The 15,673-nt window shown below is 67.2% G+C and carries 17 protein-coding genes; 13 read left to right on the forward strand and 4 right to left on the reverse strand.

All coding sequences use genetic code 11. The features are described 5' to 3' along the window. Positions 1-9: 9 nt before the first annotated feature. Entirely contained in the window at positions 10-573 is a 564-nt protein-coding gene (locus GII31_RS09135) for a TetR/AcrR family transcriptional regulator (protein ID WP_213248841.1), read from the reverse strand. 168 nt (positions 574-741) lie between these two features. Between GII31_RS09135 and GII31_RS09140 the strand changes: the two genes are divergently transcribed. Next, positions 742-1,653 (forward strand): siderophore-interacting protein, encoded by a 912-nt coding sequence (locus GII31_RS09140; RefSeq protein WP_260840394.1) that lies wholly within the window; start codon positions 742-744, stop codon positions 1,651-1,653. A gap of 81 nt (positions 1,654-1,734) precedes the next feature. Then, positions 1,735-2,715 carry a tyrosine recombinase XerC gene (locus tag GII31_RS09145; protein ID WP_213250086.1) on the forward strand — a complete coding sequence of 327 codons (981 nt, stop codon included), beginning with the start codon at positions 1,735-1,737 and terminating at the stop codon, positions 2,713-2,715. 65 nt (positions 2,716-2,780) lie between these two features. Here the strand turns inward: GII31_RS09145 and GII31_RS09150 are convergent, their stop codons facing one another. Further along, the gene (locus GII31_RS09150; RefSeq protein WP_213248845.1) at positions 2,781-3,404 is read right to left on the reverse strand and encodes a M23 family metallopeptidase; all 624 of its coding nucleotides are present in this window, start codon (positions 3,402-3,404) and stop codon (positions 2,781-2,783) included. Positions 3,405-3,710: 306 nt separating this feature from the next. Between GII31_RS09150 and rpsB the strand changes: the two genes are divergently transcribed. From rpsB to GII31_RS09175, 5 genes are all read left to right on the forward strand, one after another. Continuing rightward, complete coding sequence (gene rpsB / locus GII31_RS09155; RefSeq protein WP_213248847.1) at positions 3,711-4,523, forward strand: 30S ribosomal protein S2; 813 nt, start codon at positions 3,711-3,713, stop codon at positions 4,521-4,523. A gap of 75 nt (positions 4,524-4,598) precedes the next feature. After that, complete coding sequence (tsf, locus tag GII31_RS09160; protein WP_213248849.1) at positions 4,599-5,423, forward strand: translation elongation factor Ts; 825 nt, start codon at positions 4,599-4,601, stop codon at positions 5,421-5,423. A gap of 147 nt (positions 5,424-5,570) precedes the next feature. After that, complete coding sequence (pyrH, locus tag GII31_RS09165; protein WP_213248851.1) at positions 5,571-6,314, forward strand: UMP kinase; 744 nt, start codon at positions 5,571-5,573, stop codon at positions 6,312-6,314. 70 nt (positions 6,315-6,384) lie between these two features. Beyond that, positions 6,385-6,942, forward strand: a complete 558-nt coding sequence (gene frr, locus GII31_RS09170; protein WP_213248853.1) for a ribosome recycling factor — start codon at positions 6,385-6,387, stop codon at positions 6,940-6,942. A gap of 14 nt (positions 6,943-6,956) precedes the next feature. Continuing rightward, positions 6,957-7,796 carry a phosphatidate cytidylyltransferase gene (locus GII31_RS09175; RefSeq protein ID WP_213250088.1) on the forward strand — a complete coding sequence of 280 codons (840 nt, stop codon included), beginning with the start codon at positions 6,957-6,959 and terminating at the stop codon, positions 7,794-7,796. A gap of 34 nt (positions 7,797-7,830) precedes the next feature. Here the strand turns inward: GII31_RS09175 and GII31_RS09180 are convergent, their stop codons facing one another. Then, complete coding sequence (locus GII31_RS09180) at positions 7,831-8,307, reverse strand: LapA family protein (protein ID WP_213248861.1); 477 nt, start codon at positions 8,305-8,307, stop codon at positions 7,831-7,833. Positions 8,308-8,337: 30 nt separating this feature from the next. Here GII31_RS09180 and rlmN point away from each other — a divergent pair, with 30 nt between their 5' ends. Continuing rightward, complete coding sequence (rlmN, locus tag GII31_RS09185; protein ID WP_213248863.1) at positions 8,338-9,444, forward strand: 23S rRNA (adenine(2503)-C(2))-methyltransferase RlmN; 1,107 nt, start codon at positions 8,338-8,340, stop codon at positions 9,442-9,444. A 113-nt stretch (positions 9,445-9,557) separates the two neighbouring features. On the opposite strand, the gene GII31_RS09190 is transcribed toward rlmN, so the two are convergent. Continuing rightward, on the reverse strand, positions 9,558-9,833 hold the full coding sequence (locus GII31_RS09190; protein WP_213248865.1) for a DUF2631 domain-containing protein: 276 nt from the start codon (positions 9,831-9,833) through the stop codon (positions 9,558-9,560). 120 nt (positions 9,834-9,953) lie between these two features. On the opposite strand from GII31_RS09190, the gene puuE reads away from it, so the two are divergent. The 5 genes from puuE (at position 9,954) to GII31_RS09215 (ending at position 15,670) form a co-directional block, all read left to right on the forward strand. Next, positions 9,954-10,907 (forward strand): allantoinase PuuE, encoded by a 954-nt coding sequence (puuE, locus tag GII31_RS09195; RefSeq protein ID WP_213248871.1) that lies wholly within the window; start codon positions 9,954-9,956, stop codon positions 10,905-10,907. 105 nt (positions 10,908-11,012) lie between these two features. Then, on the forward strand, positions 11,013-12,188 hold the full coding sequence (dxr, locus tag GII31_RS09200; RefSeq protein ID WP_213248873.1) for a 1-deoxy-D-xylulose-5-phosphate reductoisomerase: 1,176 nt from the start codon (positions 11,013-11,015) through the stop codon (positions 12,186-12,188). Between the two features lie 88 nt (positions 12,189-12,276). Next, entirely contained in the window at positions 12,277-13,506 is a 1,230-nt protein-coding gene (locus tag GII31_RS09205) for a M50 family metallopeptidase (protein ID WP_213248875.1), read from the forward strand. 75 nt (positions 13,507-13,581) lie between these two features. Further along, entirely contained in the window at positions 13,582-14,793 is a 1,212-nt protein-coding gene (gene ispG / locus GII31_RS09210) for a flavodoxin-dependent (E)-4-hydroxy-3-methylbut-2-enyl-diphosphate synthase (protein WP_246222181.1), read from the forward strand. Between the two features lie 40 nt (positions 14,794-14,833). Next, entirely contained in the window at positions 14,834-15,670 is an 837-nt protein-coding gene (locus tag GII31_RS09215; protein ID WP_213248878.1) for a GNAT family N-acetyltransferase, read from the forward strand. The last annotated feature ends 3 nt before the right edge of the window (positions 15,671-15,673 follow it).

Consider the following 15,673-nt stretch of genomic DNA (forward strand, 5'->3'; position numbering starts at 1 on the left):
CTTCGACGATCAGCGGGTGGTGGCCAGCGTCACGAAGCGGTGCAGGGTGTCGGCGTCCGGTGTACCGAATTCGTCGGATGCATGCAGGTAGCCGATGCCGGCGTAGAGCAGCATCGACGCGCGGGTGCGCGCGTCGTCGCCGGTGAATCCGAGGTCGAGCATCGTCTGGTGGATGGCCTCGTAGAGGTGCCGATCGAGGTCGGCGATGGCCGTGCGCAGTGATTTGTCGGTGTGCGACCAGGACCGGACCGCTGCCTCGGCGGTCCAGCGGTGTGGTTCGCTGAAGTAGTCGACCATGGCGCCGAGGCGTTCGTCGGCCGGGATCGCGCCGAGCTCGCGTACATGGTCCGCGGCCGAGCGTTGCTGGGCCTCGCAGTGTTCGGCCAGCGCTGTCTTGAGTGCGGCGATGTCGGTGAAATGCCAGTAGAAGCTGCCCTTGGTGACCCCGAGGGCATCGGTGAGCCGCGAGATCTTGAGCGCGGTGGGTCCCTCGGTGACCAGCAGCCGCATCGACGCACTGATCCAGTCGGAGACGCTGAGCCTGGCGCGTTTGGCTAGTGTGTTATCCGTCACCGCTTACCTCATGTTGCCGATTCCGATGGCTGGGAACGAGGAGCTGAAAGCCACTCCATTCTTCAGTATCGCAAACGTACCATTTCCGTTGGTTTCTTATGGGGATCCGGGTCTGGATTAGGTGAGCCTAAGTTCGCCGGTAGGCTGGTGCGAGCACTAAGGAGAATCATGGCGAAACCACTCACCACCCTTGCGGTCACCGGCGTCGAACACCTCTCACCGCACTTTGTCCGGCTCCGTCTCGGCGGCCCCGGATTCGACGGCTTCACCCCGGCGACGGGCGCCGACGGTGCCCACGACACCGACATGTACGTCAAATTGATCTTCGGGGTACCGGGGGTGAGCTACCCCGAGCCCTTCGACATCGAACAGATCCGGGAAACTTTCCCGGCCGAACAGCAACCGGTGCTCCGTACGTACACGATCCGGGCGGTCGACGCCGAGGCCAAAGAACTGGTCATCGACTTCGTGGTCCATGGCGAGGAAGGCGTCGCCGGCGCTTGGGCGAGTACCGCGCAGCCCGGTGAGACCGTCCGATTCCTGGGGCCCGGCAGCGGATACCGGCCCCGCCGCGATGCTCCCTGGCACCTGCTGGCCTGCGACGAGTCCGGACTACCCGCGGTGGCGGCCGCGCTCGAGGCATTGCCCGAGGATGCCGTCGCTCAGGTATTCATCGAGGTCGCCACCGCCGCCGACGAGCTCGACCTGGTGGCTCCGGCCGGTGCCACGATCACCTGGCTTCACCGCGGTGCCGGCGCCGACGAGGTCGGCGATGACCTCACCGGCGCCAACGCGCCGCTGGTGGCGGCGGTCAAGGCGGCGCCCTGGCTCGACGGGGAGCCACAGGTGTTCATCCACGGCGAGGCCGGTGCGGTGATGCAGAACCTGCGCGGCTACATCCGTAAGGAACGGGGTGTGAGTGCGGCCAATGCCTCGATCTCCGGATACTGGCGCCGCGGCCGCACCGAGGAGGGCTTCCGGGAGTGGAAGGCGTCCCAGCGCGCCGCCGAGGAGTCGGGCGGGACCGCGGCGGGCGTCGTCGGCAAGGTGAAGGAGGCGCTCGGCAGGGCGCGACGCTGACGATCGGACGGACCGGCCGCGTGGCGGGTTGCATCCGGCGGCGATGCGCCGTCTGATGGTGACGTGACCGCCGACGGTGTTCTGCCCCCAGCAGGGTCTCGATCCACTGCGGAGAACCTGCCCGTCGTGGCGGGCTTCGCCGACCATCTGCGTCTGGAACTGGGACTCAGCGAGCACACCGTCCGCGCGTACACCGGCGATGCGAGGGCGATCGTGAGCTATGCCGGAGTGCGCGGCGTCGAGTTCGCCGATCTCGACCTGGCGCTGCTGCGCAGCTGGCTGGCAGACCGGACCCGCGCGGGAGCGGCGCGCACGAGCATCGCCCGGCAGGTGTCGTCGGCGAAGCGGCTGTGTGCCTGGGCCACCCGCGAAGGGCTGCTCGCGGTGGATCCGGCGCAGCGTCTGCGCGCACCGAAAGCGCACCGGGTGCTGCCCGAGGTCCTCGACGCCGGCCAGGCGGAACGGATGATCGAGGCCGCCGGAACCGGGCGGCCCGCCGGGGCCGGGCAGGACGTCGACACCGAACGCGAAGGCGCGGGCCCGGCCGTCGCCGACGACCCGCTAGCGCTGCGGGACCGGCTCATCGTCGAGTTGCTGTACTCCACCGGGATCCGGGTCGGGGAGCTGTGCGGCCTCGACATCGGCGACATCGACACCGGGCGCCGTGTCGTGCGGGTTCTGGGCAAGGGCAACAAGGAACGGATGGTGCCGTTCGGGGGGCCGGCCGTGCACGCCCTCGACGCGTGGCTGACCAGGGGTCGTCCGGAGATCGCCGTCGCTGCCTCGGGCACCGCGCTCTTGCTCGGCGTCAGGGGCGGCCGCCTCAATCAGCGGATGGCGCGCACGGTGGTGTATCGGTCGGTCGAGCGGGCCGGCGGGCCCGCGCTGGGTCCGCACGGGTTGCGCCACAGTGCCGCCACGCACCTGCTCGACGGCGGTGCCGACCTGCGCATCGTGCAGGAGTTGCTCGGGCACGCCTCGCTCGCCACCACGCAGATATATACCCACGTGAGTGTCGAGCGGCTGCGCGCGGTGCACACCCAGGCGCACCCCCGAGCCTGAGCGGCCCCGGCTCGAGGTGGGGGATTCACCGCCCAGGCGCACCCCCGAGCCTGAGCGGCCCCGGCTCAGACGGGCTTGAGTCGCACCCGCACGGCCCCGAGCAGGCCGAGCGGATCGAGGTAGGCGGCCGAGTTCCCGGAGCCGAGCCGTGCGCCCCAGTGCAGGCACGTCATCGTGGGGCACGACGGGTGCCCCGGTTCGACGATGCCGATGACCTGCCCCCGGGACACCCGCTGACCTTGGCGCACGGTCGCCAGGACCGGCTCGTAGGTGGTGATGAGACCGTCCGGATGCAGGATCGACAGCACCGGACGCCCGGCGACCTCGCCGGCATGGCGTACGGTTCCGGCGGCCGAGGCCATCACCTCGGTACCGGCCCGGGCGCTCAGATCCACCCCACGATGCCCCGGGGACCAGCGGTGCTCGCCGACGCTGAAGGCGGTGACGACGACAGGGGTGGGCGGCAGTGGCGCACGGTGCCCGCCGCCGGTCGACGCACCCGCCGGGGACGCGCGGCAGGCCACGGGCCCGGCGCATGACAGGAGTACCGCGACCGCGGTGACGATCGCGGCTGTGGTGGGTGCGCTGGTGATGGAAGTGCTGGTGGCGGGTGAGGTACGCCGACCCCGTGACGTGGTGTGTCGGGGGTCGGGCGCGGCGGAATGCGGGCGGGTACCGATGATCGTCATGGGAATCGGACGCATCCCGGGCCCCGATGGTTCCCTCATCGGCGCAGGTCGCCGGCGACAATGCGCCGAACGGTCACTATGTGCACAGCGCTTTTGGTTCTCGCAGGTAACCGGCGTAGAGTCGGTGCCGCATCTCACCGCCCCGTCGGTGGGGTGACTTCGCGCGTCTGCACGTCGCCCGGATCGCTCTCCGGGAAGCCGTATCGCGTGGCGGTCCCTGGCCATGGTCAGGGTCCACGTGGTCGCAGACGCCAGGCCGATACCGCCCGGTATCGGAATCAACTGCAACACAGAGGAAGTGACGACATGGCTGTCGTGACAATGAAGCAGCTGCTGGACAGCGGCGCACACTTCGGGCACCAGACCCGCCGGTGGAACCCCAAGATGAAGCGGTTCATCTTCACCGACCGCAACGGCATCTACATCATCGACCTGCAGCAGACCCTGACCTTCATCGACAAGGCCTACGAGTTTGTGAAGGAGACCGTCGCCCACGGCGGGACCATCCTGTTCGTCGGCACCAAGAAGCAGGCTCAGGAGTCCATCGCCGCCGAGGCCACCCGCGTCGGCATGCCCTACGTCAACCAGCGTTGGCTCGGTGGCATGCTCACCAACTTCTCGACCGTTCACAAGCGCTTGCAGCGCATGAAGGAACTCGAGGCCATGGAACAGACCGGTGGCTTCGAGGGTCGCACCAAGAAGGAAATCCTCATGCTCACGCGTGAGAAGAACAAGCTTGAGCGCACGCTCGGCGGCATCCGCGACATGGCCAAGGTTCCGTCGGCCATCTGGGTCGTCGACACCAACAAGGAGCACATCGCCGTCGGCGAGGCCCGCAAGCTCAACATCCCGGTGATCGCCATCCTCGACACCAACTGCGACCCGGACCTCGTCGACTACCCGATTCCGGGCAACGACGATGCCATTCGTAGCGCCGCCCTGCTGACCCGCGTGGTCGCCTCGGCCGTCGCCGAGGGTGTGCAGGCGCGCGCCGGCCAAGCTGCCGGTGATGCCAAGCCGGAAGCCGGCGGCGGCGAACCGCTTGCCGAGTGGGAGCAGGAGCTGTTGAGCCAGCCCACCGCGCCCGCCGAAGGTGAAGCGGCACCCGCAGCCCAGTGAGATGACCGGACCGGGGTGATCCCGGTCCGGTACCTCCACCATCGACGAATTGACCTAGAAGGAGGCTCGCCAACGATGGCGAACTACACCGCGGCCGACGTGAAGAAGCTTCGCGAGCTCACCGGCTCAGGCATGATGGCCTGCAAGAACGCACTGGCCAACAACGACGGCGACTTCGACAAGGCCGTCGAGGAACTGCGCATCAAGGGCGCCAAGGACGTCGGCAAGCGTGCCGAGCGGTCCACCGCCGAGGGCCTGGTCGCCGCCAAGGACGGCGTGATGATCGAGCTCAACTCGGAGACCGACTTCGTCGCCAAGAACGCCGAGTTCCAGGAACTCGCCGACAAGGTGCTCGACGCCGCCCTGGTCGCCAAGACCAGCGACGTGGAGGCACTGAAGGCAGCACCCCTCGGTGACAGCACCGTCGACGGTGTGGTGCAGGCGCTCGCCGCCAAGATCGGCGAGAAGCTCGAACTGCGTCGCGTCGTCTACTACGACGGCCCCGTCGCGGTCTACCTGCACAAGCGTGCCTCGGATCTGCCTCCGGGCGTCGGTGTGCTCGTGTCGTACACCGGTGAGGGCGACGCGGCCGCGGAGGCCGCCCGCAACGCCGCCCAGCAGGTGGCCGCGCTCAAGGCCCGCTACGCCACCCGCGACCAGGTGCCCGCCGACGTCGTGGAGAACGAGCGCCGGATCGCCGAGGAGACCGCCAAGGCCGAGGGCAAACCCGAGCAGGCGCTGCCGAAGATCGTCGAAGGTCGGGTCACCGGCTTCTACAAGGACGTCGTCCTCGTCGATCAGGCGTATGTGAAGGATTCGAAGAAGACGGTCAAGGCCGTGCTCGACGAGGCCGGAGCCTCCGTCGTGACGTTCAGCCGCTTCGAGGTCGGCCAGAGCTAGCCGCTCCGGAACCGGACTCACCGGCCAGTGTGACGGCCCCGGACCCATCTCTCGTGATGGGTGCGGGGCCCTCGCGCTGTCTCGGCCCTCTAAGATGATCTCCGGACCCCGACACCAGCGGCAACCCACACCTAGCAGAGGATGCAGATGACTGACAGCACCGGCGGCGAGCACTCCGAGCGCAAGGGCTTTTCCCGGGTCCTGCTCAAACTCGGCGGCGAGATGTTCGGTGGCGGCGGTGTCGGACTCGACCCGGATGTGGTTGCCACGGTCGCCGACCAGATCGCCGACGTGGTGGCCACCGGCGCGCAGGTCGCCGTGGTGATCGGCGGCGGCAACTTCTTCCGGGGCGCCGAGCTTCAGCAGCGCGGTCTGGACCGGGCGCGGTCGGACTACATGGGCATGCTCGGCACGGTGATGAACTGTCTGGCGTTGCAGGACTTCCTGGAGAAGCGCGGCGTCACCACCCGCGTCCAGACGGCGATCACGATGGGACAGGTCGCCGAACCGTACCTGCCGTTGCGGGCGCAGCGGCACCTGGAGAAGGGGCGCGTGGTGATCTTCGGCGCGGGTATGGGTATGCCGTACTTCTCCACCGATACCACCGCCGCGCAGCGCGCGCTGGAGATCAAGGCCGACGTGGTGCTGATGGCGAAGGCCGTGGACGGGGTGTACAGCGCCGATCCGCGGGTCGACCCCGACGCGACGCTCTATCGCGAGATCACCCATCGCGAGGCGCTGGAGAAGCAACTCAAAGTGGCCGATGCGACCGCGTTCAGCCTCTGCATGGACAATAAAATGCCGATGCTGGTGTTCAACCTGCTCGAACAAGGCAACATTGCACGTGCCGTCGCGGGTGAGCGCATCGGAACGCTGGTGAGCACCGACTGAGGTTGCTCACCGCCCGCCGCGCCCGACCCCTGACGACGAGATCAGCACACCCCGAGGAGAACTGGACAACATGATTGACGACGCGTTGCTCGACGCCGAGGAAAAGATGGAGAAGGCCGTCGGCGTCGCCAAGGACGACATGGGGTCCATTCGGACCGGACGGGCCAACCCGGCCATGTTCAATAAGGTGCACATCGAGTACTATGGCGCGCTGACTCCGATCACTCAGGTCGCCAGTATCACCACCCCGGAAGCGCGGATGGTGGTCATCAAGCCGTACGAGGCGTCCAGCCTGCGCGATATCGAGACCGCGATCCGCAACTCCGATCTGGGCGTCAACCCCACCAACGACGGCAATATCATCCGGGTGTCCATTCCGCAGCTCACCGAAGATCGCCGCAAGGATCTGGTGAAACAGGCCAAGGGCAAGGGCGAGGACGCCAAGGTGGCCATCCGCAATGTGCGCCGCAAGGCGGTCGACGAGCTCAAGCGGATCCAGAAGGATGGCGAGGCCGGCGAGGACGAGGTGGTGCGAGCCGAGAAGGAACTCGACAAGACCACCGCCTCGTATGTGAGCCAGGTCGATGAGCTGGTGAAACACAAGGAAAACGAATTGCTCGAGGTGTGAGCGCGCCACACCTGATGAGTACCCAGCCACAGAAGACCTCACGGGCCGGACGCGACCTGCCCGCCGCGATCGGCGTCGGCGTCTCGCTGGGCGCCGGAATCATCGCCATCCTGGTGTTCGAGCCGAGGATCTGGTACGGCGTCGTCTCGGTCGCGCTGGCCATCGCGACCTGGGAGATCTCCAAACGTCTGCGTGACGGCGGATTTCGTATCGCGTTCTGGCCGCTGCTGATCGGCGGCCAGGCCATCATCTGGTCGGGCTGGCCGTGGGGGACCACCGGAATCCTCGCGGCCACGGTGACCACCGTTCTGGTGTCGATGGTGTGGAAGCTGCTGGCGCAGGGCCTGAGTTCGGCGCCCGAGGACTACCTGCGGGGACTGGCCGTCACGGTGCTGGTGGTGGCCTGGCTTCCGCTGCTGGCCGCCTTCGGCGCGTTGATCGTCACCCAAACCGATGGCGCGGCCCGGGTCGCGACGCTCGTCCTGGTGGTGGTGTGCTCGGATGTCGGCGGCTATGGCGCGGGCGTGCTGTTCGGCAAGCACCCGATGGCACCGGCGATCAGCCCGAAGAAGTCCTGGGAGGGGCTGATCGGTTCGTTGACGGTGGGCACTGTCGGCGCTGTGTGCTGCGCACTGTTCCTGCTGGACACACACTGGTGGATCGGCGCCGTCCTGGGGCCGGTCCTGGTGATATGCGCCACGCTGGGTGACCTGGTCGAGTCCCAGGTCAAACGCGATTTGGGCATCAAAGACATGGGTACCCTCCTGCCCGGTCACGGCGGCATCATGGACCGCCTCGACTCGCTGCTGCCGTCGGCGTTCGTGGTGTGGGGTGTCCTGACCGCGCTGCTCTGACGGGTGCCGGCCCCCCGGGCGTGCCACGCAGGCGCTAGTCGCGGTTGGCCTTGGACACCTTGGTCAGGGCCCTGTTGAGCTGGAACATCCGCAGACCGCCGATCAATGCGGTGACGAGCGCACCGGCGATCGCGGCGATGAGCAGGCTGATGCCCACGGGCAGGTTGACCTCCCAGAACAGCAGCCAGATCTTCTGCGAGTCGAGGTTCTGCACGACGAACACCAGCAGCAGGATTCCGATCAACGATCCGATGATCATCCCCGCCCAGGCGGCGCTCGTGCGGGTGTGGCGGACCTGGCCGGCGATCGTCTCACCGCGCCGGCGGCCCCGGCGCGGTGCCTCCTGCGCCGGCTCGGCAGGAATCCCCGGGTCGGGGACCGGGGTTGCGGGTTCGGCACCGGCAGGCAGTTGACCCGGTTCGATCCCGCCCTGGTCCGGGGTGTCGGGCATCACGGCGTCCTGCGGCGCGGGGTTCCGGGGACCTTCGTACCGCGGATCTGGAGTGCTCATTCGGCCATGATGGCATGAGACAATGGTCAAATGTCCTCTTTGCCGCTCGTGTTCGACGCACCTAAACGTGGGTTGCCGCCGAAGCATTTCGCCGATCTGGATCCGGACCAGCGGGTTGCGGCAGCGGCACAGCTGGGTCTGCCCAAATTCCGGATCAACCAGTTGGCACGCCAATACTACGGCAGGCTGACCGGCGACGTCGCGGAGATGACCGATGTCCCGGCGTCGGCGCGGCAGGCGGTGTCCGATTCACTGTTCCCGACGTTGCTGACGCCGGTTCGGCAGATCAGTTGCGACGACGGCAGTACCCGGAAGACGCTGTGGCGACTGCACGACGGCACCCTGCTGGAAAGCGTGTTGATGCGGTACACCGACCGCAACACACTGTGTATCTCCAGCCAAGCCGGGTGCGGCATGGCGTGTCCGTTCTGCGCGACGGGTCAGGGCGGTCTGGACCGCAACCTGTCGACGGCGGAGATCGTCGATCAGGTTCGGGCCGCGGCCCGAACCTTGCGCGACGGTGAGTTCGGCGAGCCCGGCCGGCTGTCGAATGTCGTGTTCATGGGGATGGGCGAACCGCTGGCCAACTACAAGCGGGTGGTGAGTGCGGTCCGTCAGATCACCTCGCCCGCGCCGGACGGGCTGGGGATCTCAGCACGTTCGGTGACGGTCTCGACGGTCGGGTTGGCGCCGGCGATCCGGAAGCTGGCCGACGAGGGCATCCCGGTCACCCTCGCTGTGTCGTTGCACACACCGGACGACGAGCTGCGCGACACCCTGGTTCCGGTCAACAATCGTTGGTCGGTCACCGAGGTGCTGGAGGCGGCACGCTACTACGCCGATGTGAGTGGGCGCCGGGTGTCCATCGAATACGCGTTGATCCGCGACGTCAACGACCAGCCGTGGCGCGCGGACATGCTCGGTAAGAAGCTGCACAAGGCGCTGGGTGCCAAGGTGCACGTCAATCTGATCCCGCTCAACCCCACACCCGGGTCCAAGTGGGATGCCAGCCCGAAGCCTGCTGAGCGCGAGTTCGTCCGCCGGGTCCAGGAACAGGGTGTCTCGTGTACCGTCCGCGACACCCGCGGCCAGGAGATCGCCGCCGCCTGCGGCCAATTGGCTGCGGAAGAGAGATAGACCAAGCGCCCACCTGCAAGGCAGGTGGGCGCGGTATGCTCGCGATCCGCGAGCCTGTGAGCGGACGCAGGATTACGGACCCGCGATCGGCGAGCCTGCGTGTGGGCGCCGACTTACGGCAGCCACTTGGGGTCGCGGTTGAAGAAGGTTCCGCGGATGAGTAAGACGGCCACGGCGGCGGCGATTCCGATGGACCAGAGGACTTCGACCTGGCCTTTGTGGTTGCCGACGAATGCGGTGAACAGCAGGAAGAAGACCGAGACCCAGCCCAGCATGAAGTGGAGCCGCTTGGGGTTGGCGTGCCAGCCGAATCGGGCGGAGGGGGCGTCGGCGGGTTCGCGCACCCAGCCGGTGTCGACAGGTTCGTGTTCAACCTCGGTGCTTGCCACAACTGCTCCTTCGCGACGACGTGGGGTAGTAGTTCTGGATCAGCATAGCGGTACCGCCGGTGGGCTGGTACGCGGCCTTCTCGCCGCGCCGCGGCGGCCGGTTGATGACAGAATGCCGCCATGTCTCAGACCACCCGAACTTTGGCCGACTACCGCGATGAGCGGTATCCACGCGACATGGTGGGGTACGGCCGGACTCCACCGGATCCGCGGTGGCCGGGAGGGGCGAAGGTCGCGGTGCAGTTCGTCCTCAACTATGAGGAGGGCGCGGAGAACAATGTGCTGGAGAACGACCGGGGCAGTGAGACTTTCCTGTCGGAGATGATCGGTGCGCAGGCGTTCCCGAACAGACATATGAGCATGGAGTCGCTGTACGAGTACGGTTCGCGGGCCGGAGTGTGGCGGATTCTGCGGACGTTCGAGCGTCGGGGACTGCCGTTGACGGTGTTCGCGGTGGCGCAGGCGATGGCGCGCAACCCTGAGGTCGCGGCGGCGTTCGTGGAGCAGGGGCACGAGATCGCGTGTCACGGGTATCGCTGGCTGAGCTATCAGTTGGTCGATCAGGAGATCGAGCGCGAGCACATGGTGGCGGCGCTGGAGTTGTTGACGGAGATCACGGGGGAGCGGCCGCGCGGCTGGTACACGGGGCGCGATTCTCCGCATACGCGGCGGCTGGTCGTCGAGCAGGGCGGGTTCGCCTATGACTCGGACAGCTATGCCGACGATCTGCCGTACTGGGTGAAGGTGCCCGCGCACGGTTCGGTGGTCGATCACCTGGTTGTTCCGTACACCCTGGACACCAACGACATGCGGTTCGCCTCGCCGGGCGGGTTTCCGTCGGGTGAGCAGTTCTTCACGCATCTGCGTGACGCGTTCGACGTGTTGTACGCGGAGGGGCAGGAGGGCATTCCGAAGATGCTGTCGGTCGGGCTGCACTGCCGGCTGGTGGGACGACCGGCGCGGTTGGCCGCTCTGGAACGGTTCCTCGATCATGTGCAATCCCATGACGACGTGTGGATCACGCGGCGTATCGACATCGCCGATCATTGGCGCCGGGTACATCCGGCGCGGTAGTGCGCCGCGCCGGTGTTCGCGGCTGATTCGTCTCGTGGCTGATTTCTCTCGTGGCTGATTTCTCTCGTGGGCGGTTACGTCTCGCGGGTGGTCCACAATGGTCGGGTGACCACACGTGTTCTCATTCTCGGTTCGACGGGCTCGATCGGTGTTCAGGCGCTGGAGGTGATCGCCGCCAACAGGGACCGGTTCGAGGTGGTCGGTCTCGGTGCCGGTGGCGGCAATCCCGGTCTGCTGGGCAGGCAGGTGGCGGATCTGGGGTTGTCGCCGTCGCGGGTGGCGGTGGCCGACGAGTCCGCGGGCGCCGAACTCGTCGCCGCGATCGGTGCGGGTGTGCATGTCGGGCCGGAGGCCATGGTCGAGCTCATCGAGTCGGCCGGTGCGGATGTGGTGTTGAACGGAATCGTCGGGTCGATCGGGCTGGCGCCTAGTCTGGCCGCGCTGCGCTCGGGTGCGCGGTTGGCACTGGCGAACAAGGAATCGTTGGTGGCCGGCGGCGCACTGGTGCTGGAGGCGGCCGCGCCGGGGCAGATCGTGCCTGTCGATTCGGAGCATTCGGCGATCGCGCAATGTCTGCGCGGGGGCAGCGCGGACGAGGTGGACAGGCTGGTGTTGACGGCCTCGGGTGGCCCGTTCCGGGGCTGGTCGCGGGACGCGTTGCGGGATGTGACGCCAGAGCAGGCCGGCAGGCATCCGACGTGGTCGATGGGGCCGATGATCACGCTGAATTCGGCGACGCTGGTGAACAAGGCGCTGGAGGTGATCGAGGCTCATCTGTTGTTCGGTGTCGACTACGACCGGATCGATGTGACGGTGCATCCGCAGTCGATCGTGCATTCGATGGTGACCTTCGTCGACGGCGCCACGATTGCGAAGGCCTCGCCGCCGTCGATGAAGCTGCCGATCGCGTTGGCGCTGGGCTGGCCCGAACGGGTTCCGGGGGCGTCGGCGGCGTGCGACTTCTCGACCGCATCCCAGTGGACATTCGAACCGGTCGACGACACGGTGTTTCCGGCGATCGAGGTGGCCCGGCGCGCGGGGAAGGCCGGTGGCAGTCTGACCGCGGTGTTCAACGCAGCCAACGAGGTGGCCGCGCAGGGGTTCTTCGACGGTGTGCTGCGGTTCCCGCAGATCGTCGAGACGGTCGCCGAGGTGATCGACGACGCAGATCAATGGCGTGGGACTCCCGGTAGTGTGGATGAGGTATTCGCCGCGGATCGGTGGGCCCGTGAGCGTGCCGCACAGCTGGTCACGGCACTTCCGGCGCGGCGGTCACGCTGATCCCGGGAATGTCGGCGCCGGGAGCCGGGCGAGCGGGCCGCAATGTGTCAGTGCGCCTCACGGAGGCGTGACGGATGGAGTTTGATTCGTGATGTTCGCGCTCGGCGTGGTGCTCTTCGCCCTTGCCCTGGTGCTGTCGGTGGCGTGGCACGAATGTGGTCACATGTGGGCCGCACAGGCCACCGGTATGAAGGTGCGGCGGTATTTCGTCGGTTTCGGGCCGACAGTGTGGTCCGTGCGCCGAGGGGAGACCGAGTACGGCGTGAAGGCGCTGCCGTTCGGCGGGTTCTGCGATATCGCGGGGATGACCCCGTACGACGAACTCGCAGAGGACGAACGCGATCGTGCGATGTTCCGGCAGAAGCCGTGGAAGCGGTTCGTGGTGCTGCTCGCCGGTCCGGCACAGAATTTCGTACTCGGTTTTGTGCTCATCTATTTCGTGGCGATCTTCGCGGGGCTGCCGAATCTGCGGGACGACGCCGATCACGCTCCGGTGTATGTGGAGAAGGTGGGCTGTGTGGCGTCGGCAACCGATGCCGCGGGCGAGTTGCTGCCGTGTACCGGGGTGGCCCCGGCCGAGGTGGCGGGCCTGCGACCGGGTGACCGGATCGTGGCGATCAACGGCTCGCCGGTTGACAACAACAGTGATCTGATCTCGACGACGCAGCGCACCCTGGGCACCGCGTCGGTGCAGGTAGTGCGTGGTGGGCAGACGGTGGACCTGCAGATCCCGGTGACGCAGGTGGAACGCAAGATGCGGAACTCGGACGGCACCTTCAAGAGCGTCACCGTCGGTGCGATCGGTGTGACCTTGACACGTCCGGACCCGATCGGTCCGCTGGAGTACAACGCGTTGTCGGCGATACCTGGGACGTTCGAGTTCACCGGGCATCTGGTGACCGCGACCTGGGATGCGTTGTTGTCGTTGCCGTCGAAGATCGACGACCTGTGGACGGCGGTGACGGGCGGTCCGCGTGGCGAGGACACCCCGGTCAGTGTGTACGGCGCGTCGGCGATGGGTGGGGAGGCCGCCGAGCGTGGCGCCTGGAGCGTGTTCTTCATGCTCCTGATCACGATCAACTTCTTCCTGGGCTTCTTCAATTTGGTGCCGCTACTACCATTGGATGGTGGACACATGGCCATCGTCGGGTACGAGAAGTGCCGGGATACGGTGCGCCGGTGGATGGGCCGGGCCGGTGGCGGCCCGGTCGACTACATGAAGTTGATGCCGTTGACCTACGCGGTGGTGATCGTGATGGGAGCGTTCATGGTGCTGACGGTGACCGCCGACATCATCAACCCCATCAGGTTGTGGTGACCAGCCCTCTCCACACTCGCACCACCCGCGACCATATCCACGCTCCCAGCCCAGCCCGAGCAAGAAGGTAGATACATGAACTCCCCAGTCGCACAAGGAGCCCCGGCAGCGTCGGGCAGTGGCCCCATGGCCATCGGGCTCGGTATGCCGCCGGCGCCGCCGCCTGTGCTGGCGCCCCGCCGCAAGACCCGCCAGATCATGGTGGGGTCGGTCGGTGTCGGCAGCGACCACCCGATTTCGGTTCAGTCGATGTGCACTACCAAGACGCACGATGTGAACTCGACGCTGCAGCAGATCGCGCAGCTGACGGCGTCTGGCTGCGACATGGTCCGGGTGGCCTGCCCGCGCCAGGAGGACGCCGAGGCGCTGCCGGAGATCGCCCGCAAGGCCAACATCCCGGTCATCGCGGACATACACTTCCAGCCGAAATACATCTTCGCCGCCATCGACGCCGGCTGTGCGGCGGTGCGCGTGAATCCCGGCAACATCAAGGAATTCGACGGCCGCGTCAAGGAGGTCGCCAAAGCCGCGGGTGCCGCCGGGATTCCCATCCGTATCGGTGTGAACGCCGGTTCGCTCGACAAGCGGCTGATGGAGAAGTACGGCAAGGCCACCCCGGAGGCGCTGGTCGAGTCGGCGTTGTGGGAAGCGAGCCTGTTCGAGGAGCACGGCTTCGGCGACATCAAGATCTCGGTCAAGCACAACGACCCGGTCATCATGGTGGAGGCCTACCGGCAGCTCGCCGCCCAGTGCGACTACCCGCTGCACCTGGGTGTGACCGAGGCCGGGCCCGCCTTTCAGGGCACCATCAAATCGGCGGTGGCGTTCGGTTCGCTGCTGTCCGAAGGCATCGGCGACACCATCAGGGTGTCGTTGTCGGCGCCGCCCGCCGAGGAGATCAAGGTGGGCGATGCGATCCTGCAGTCGCTGAACCTGCGCCCGCGCAAGCTGGAGATCGTGTCCTGCCCGTCGTGCGGCCGGGCACAGGTGGATGTGTACAGGCTGGCCAACGAGGTGACCGCCGGGCTCGAAGGCATGGAGGTTCCGTTGCGGGTCGCGGTGATGGGGTGCGTGGTCAACGGACCCGGTGAGGCCAGGGAGGCAGACCTCGGTGTGGCCTCTGGAAACGGCAAAGGACAGATCTTCGTCAAGGGCGAGGTCATCAAGACGGTGCCCGAATCGCAGATTGTGGAGACCTTGATCGACGAAGCGCTGCGAATCGCGGAGGAATCCGGGCAAACTGAACAGGACAGGGAATCCGGTCCTCCGGTGGTCACGGTCATGTGATACGCCGGGTGTGACGAGGAGCGTGGGCAGAGGAGTTGTCGTGCTGAATGTGGTGGGACATCGACCGCTCGGCCTTCGTGATGCCGCCGCGGTCGCCGACGTACTGGCCTCGGACCCCGTGCCGATGTGTATGGTGGCGGCACGGTGCGAGGTGCACGGACTCAACCCCCGACTGCTCGGCGGCGCGTTGTGGACCGCCGACCACCCGTCGACGTCGCTGTGCTTCTCCGGAGCCAACCTCATTCCGCTGCTCGGTTCCCGTTCGGACCTGACGTATTTCGCCGATCGCGCGTTGTCGCGCCCGCGGGCGTGTTCGTCGGTCGTCGGCCCGGCGGATCTGGTCGCACCATTGTGGGAGGACCTGGTGACCGAGTGGGGTCCGGCGCGTGAGGTGCGGCCCGATCAGCCGCTGATGGCGCTCGACGGACCGCCCGCGGCCGCGCCCGATCCCGCGGTGCGCCTGGTCACCGAGGACGACCTGGACGCCTATCTGCCCGCGGCCATCGACATGTTCATCGGCGAGGTCGGGGTGGACCCCCGTGCCGGTGACGGCGGCGTCTCCTACCGGCGCCGGCTGTTGTCTCTCATCGCCGCCAACCGGGTATTCGCGCGGTTCGAGGACGGGCAGGTGGTCTTTAAGGCCGAGGTCGGGTCGATGTCGAGCAAGGTCGGCCAGATTCAGGGAGTGTGGGTCGATCCGGCGCGGCGCGGCGCGGGTCTGGGTTCGGCGGGCACCGCCGCGGTCGCGCAGGCCATCGTCGCGGGCGGGCGCACCGCGAGCCTGTATGTGAACAATTTCAACGCCCCGGCCCGGGCGGCCTATCTGCGTATCGGGTTCGTGCAGGTGGGCACGTTCGCAACCGTCCTCATCGACTGACTG

This window comes from Gordonia pseudamarae (assembly GCF_025273675.1).
Taxonomy (GTDB): domain Bacteria; phylum Actinomycetota; class Actinomycetes; order Mycobacteriales; family Mycobacteriaceae; genus Gordonia; species Gordonia pseudamarae.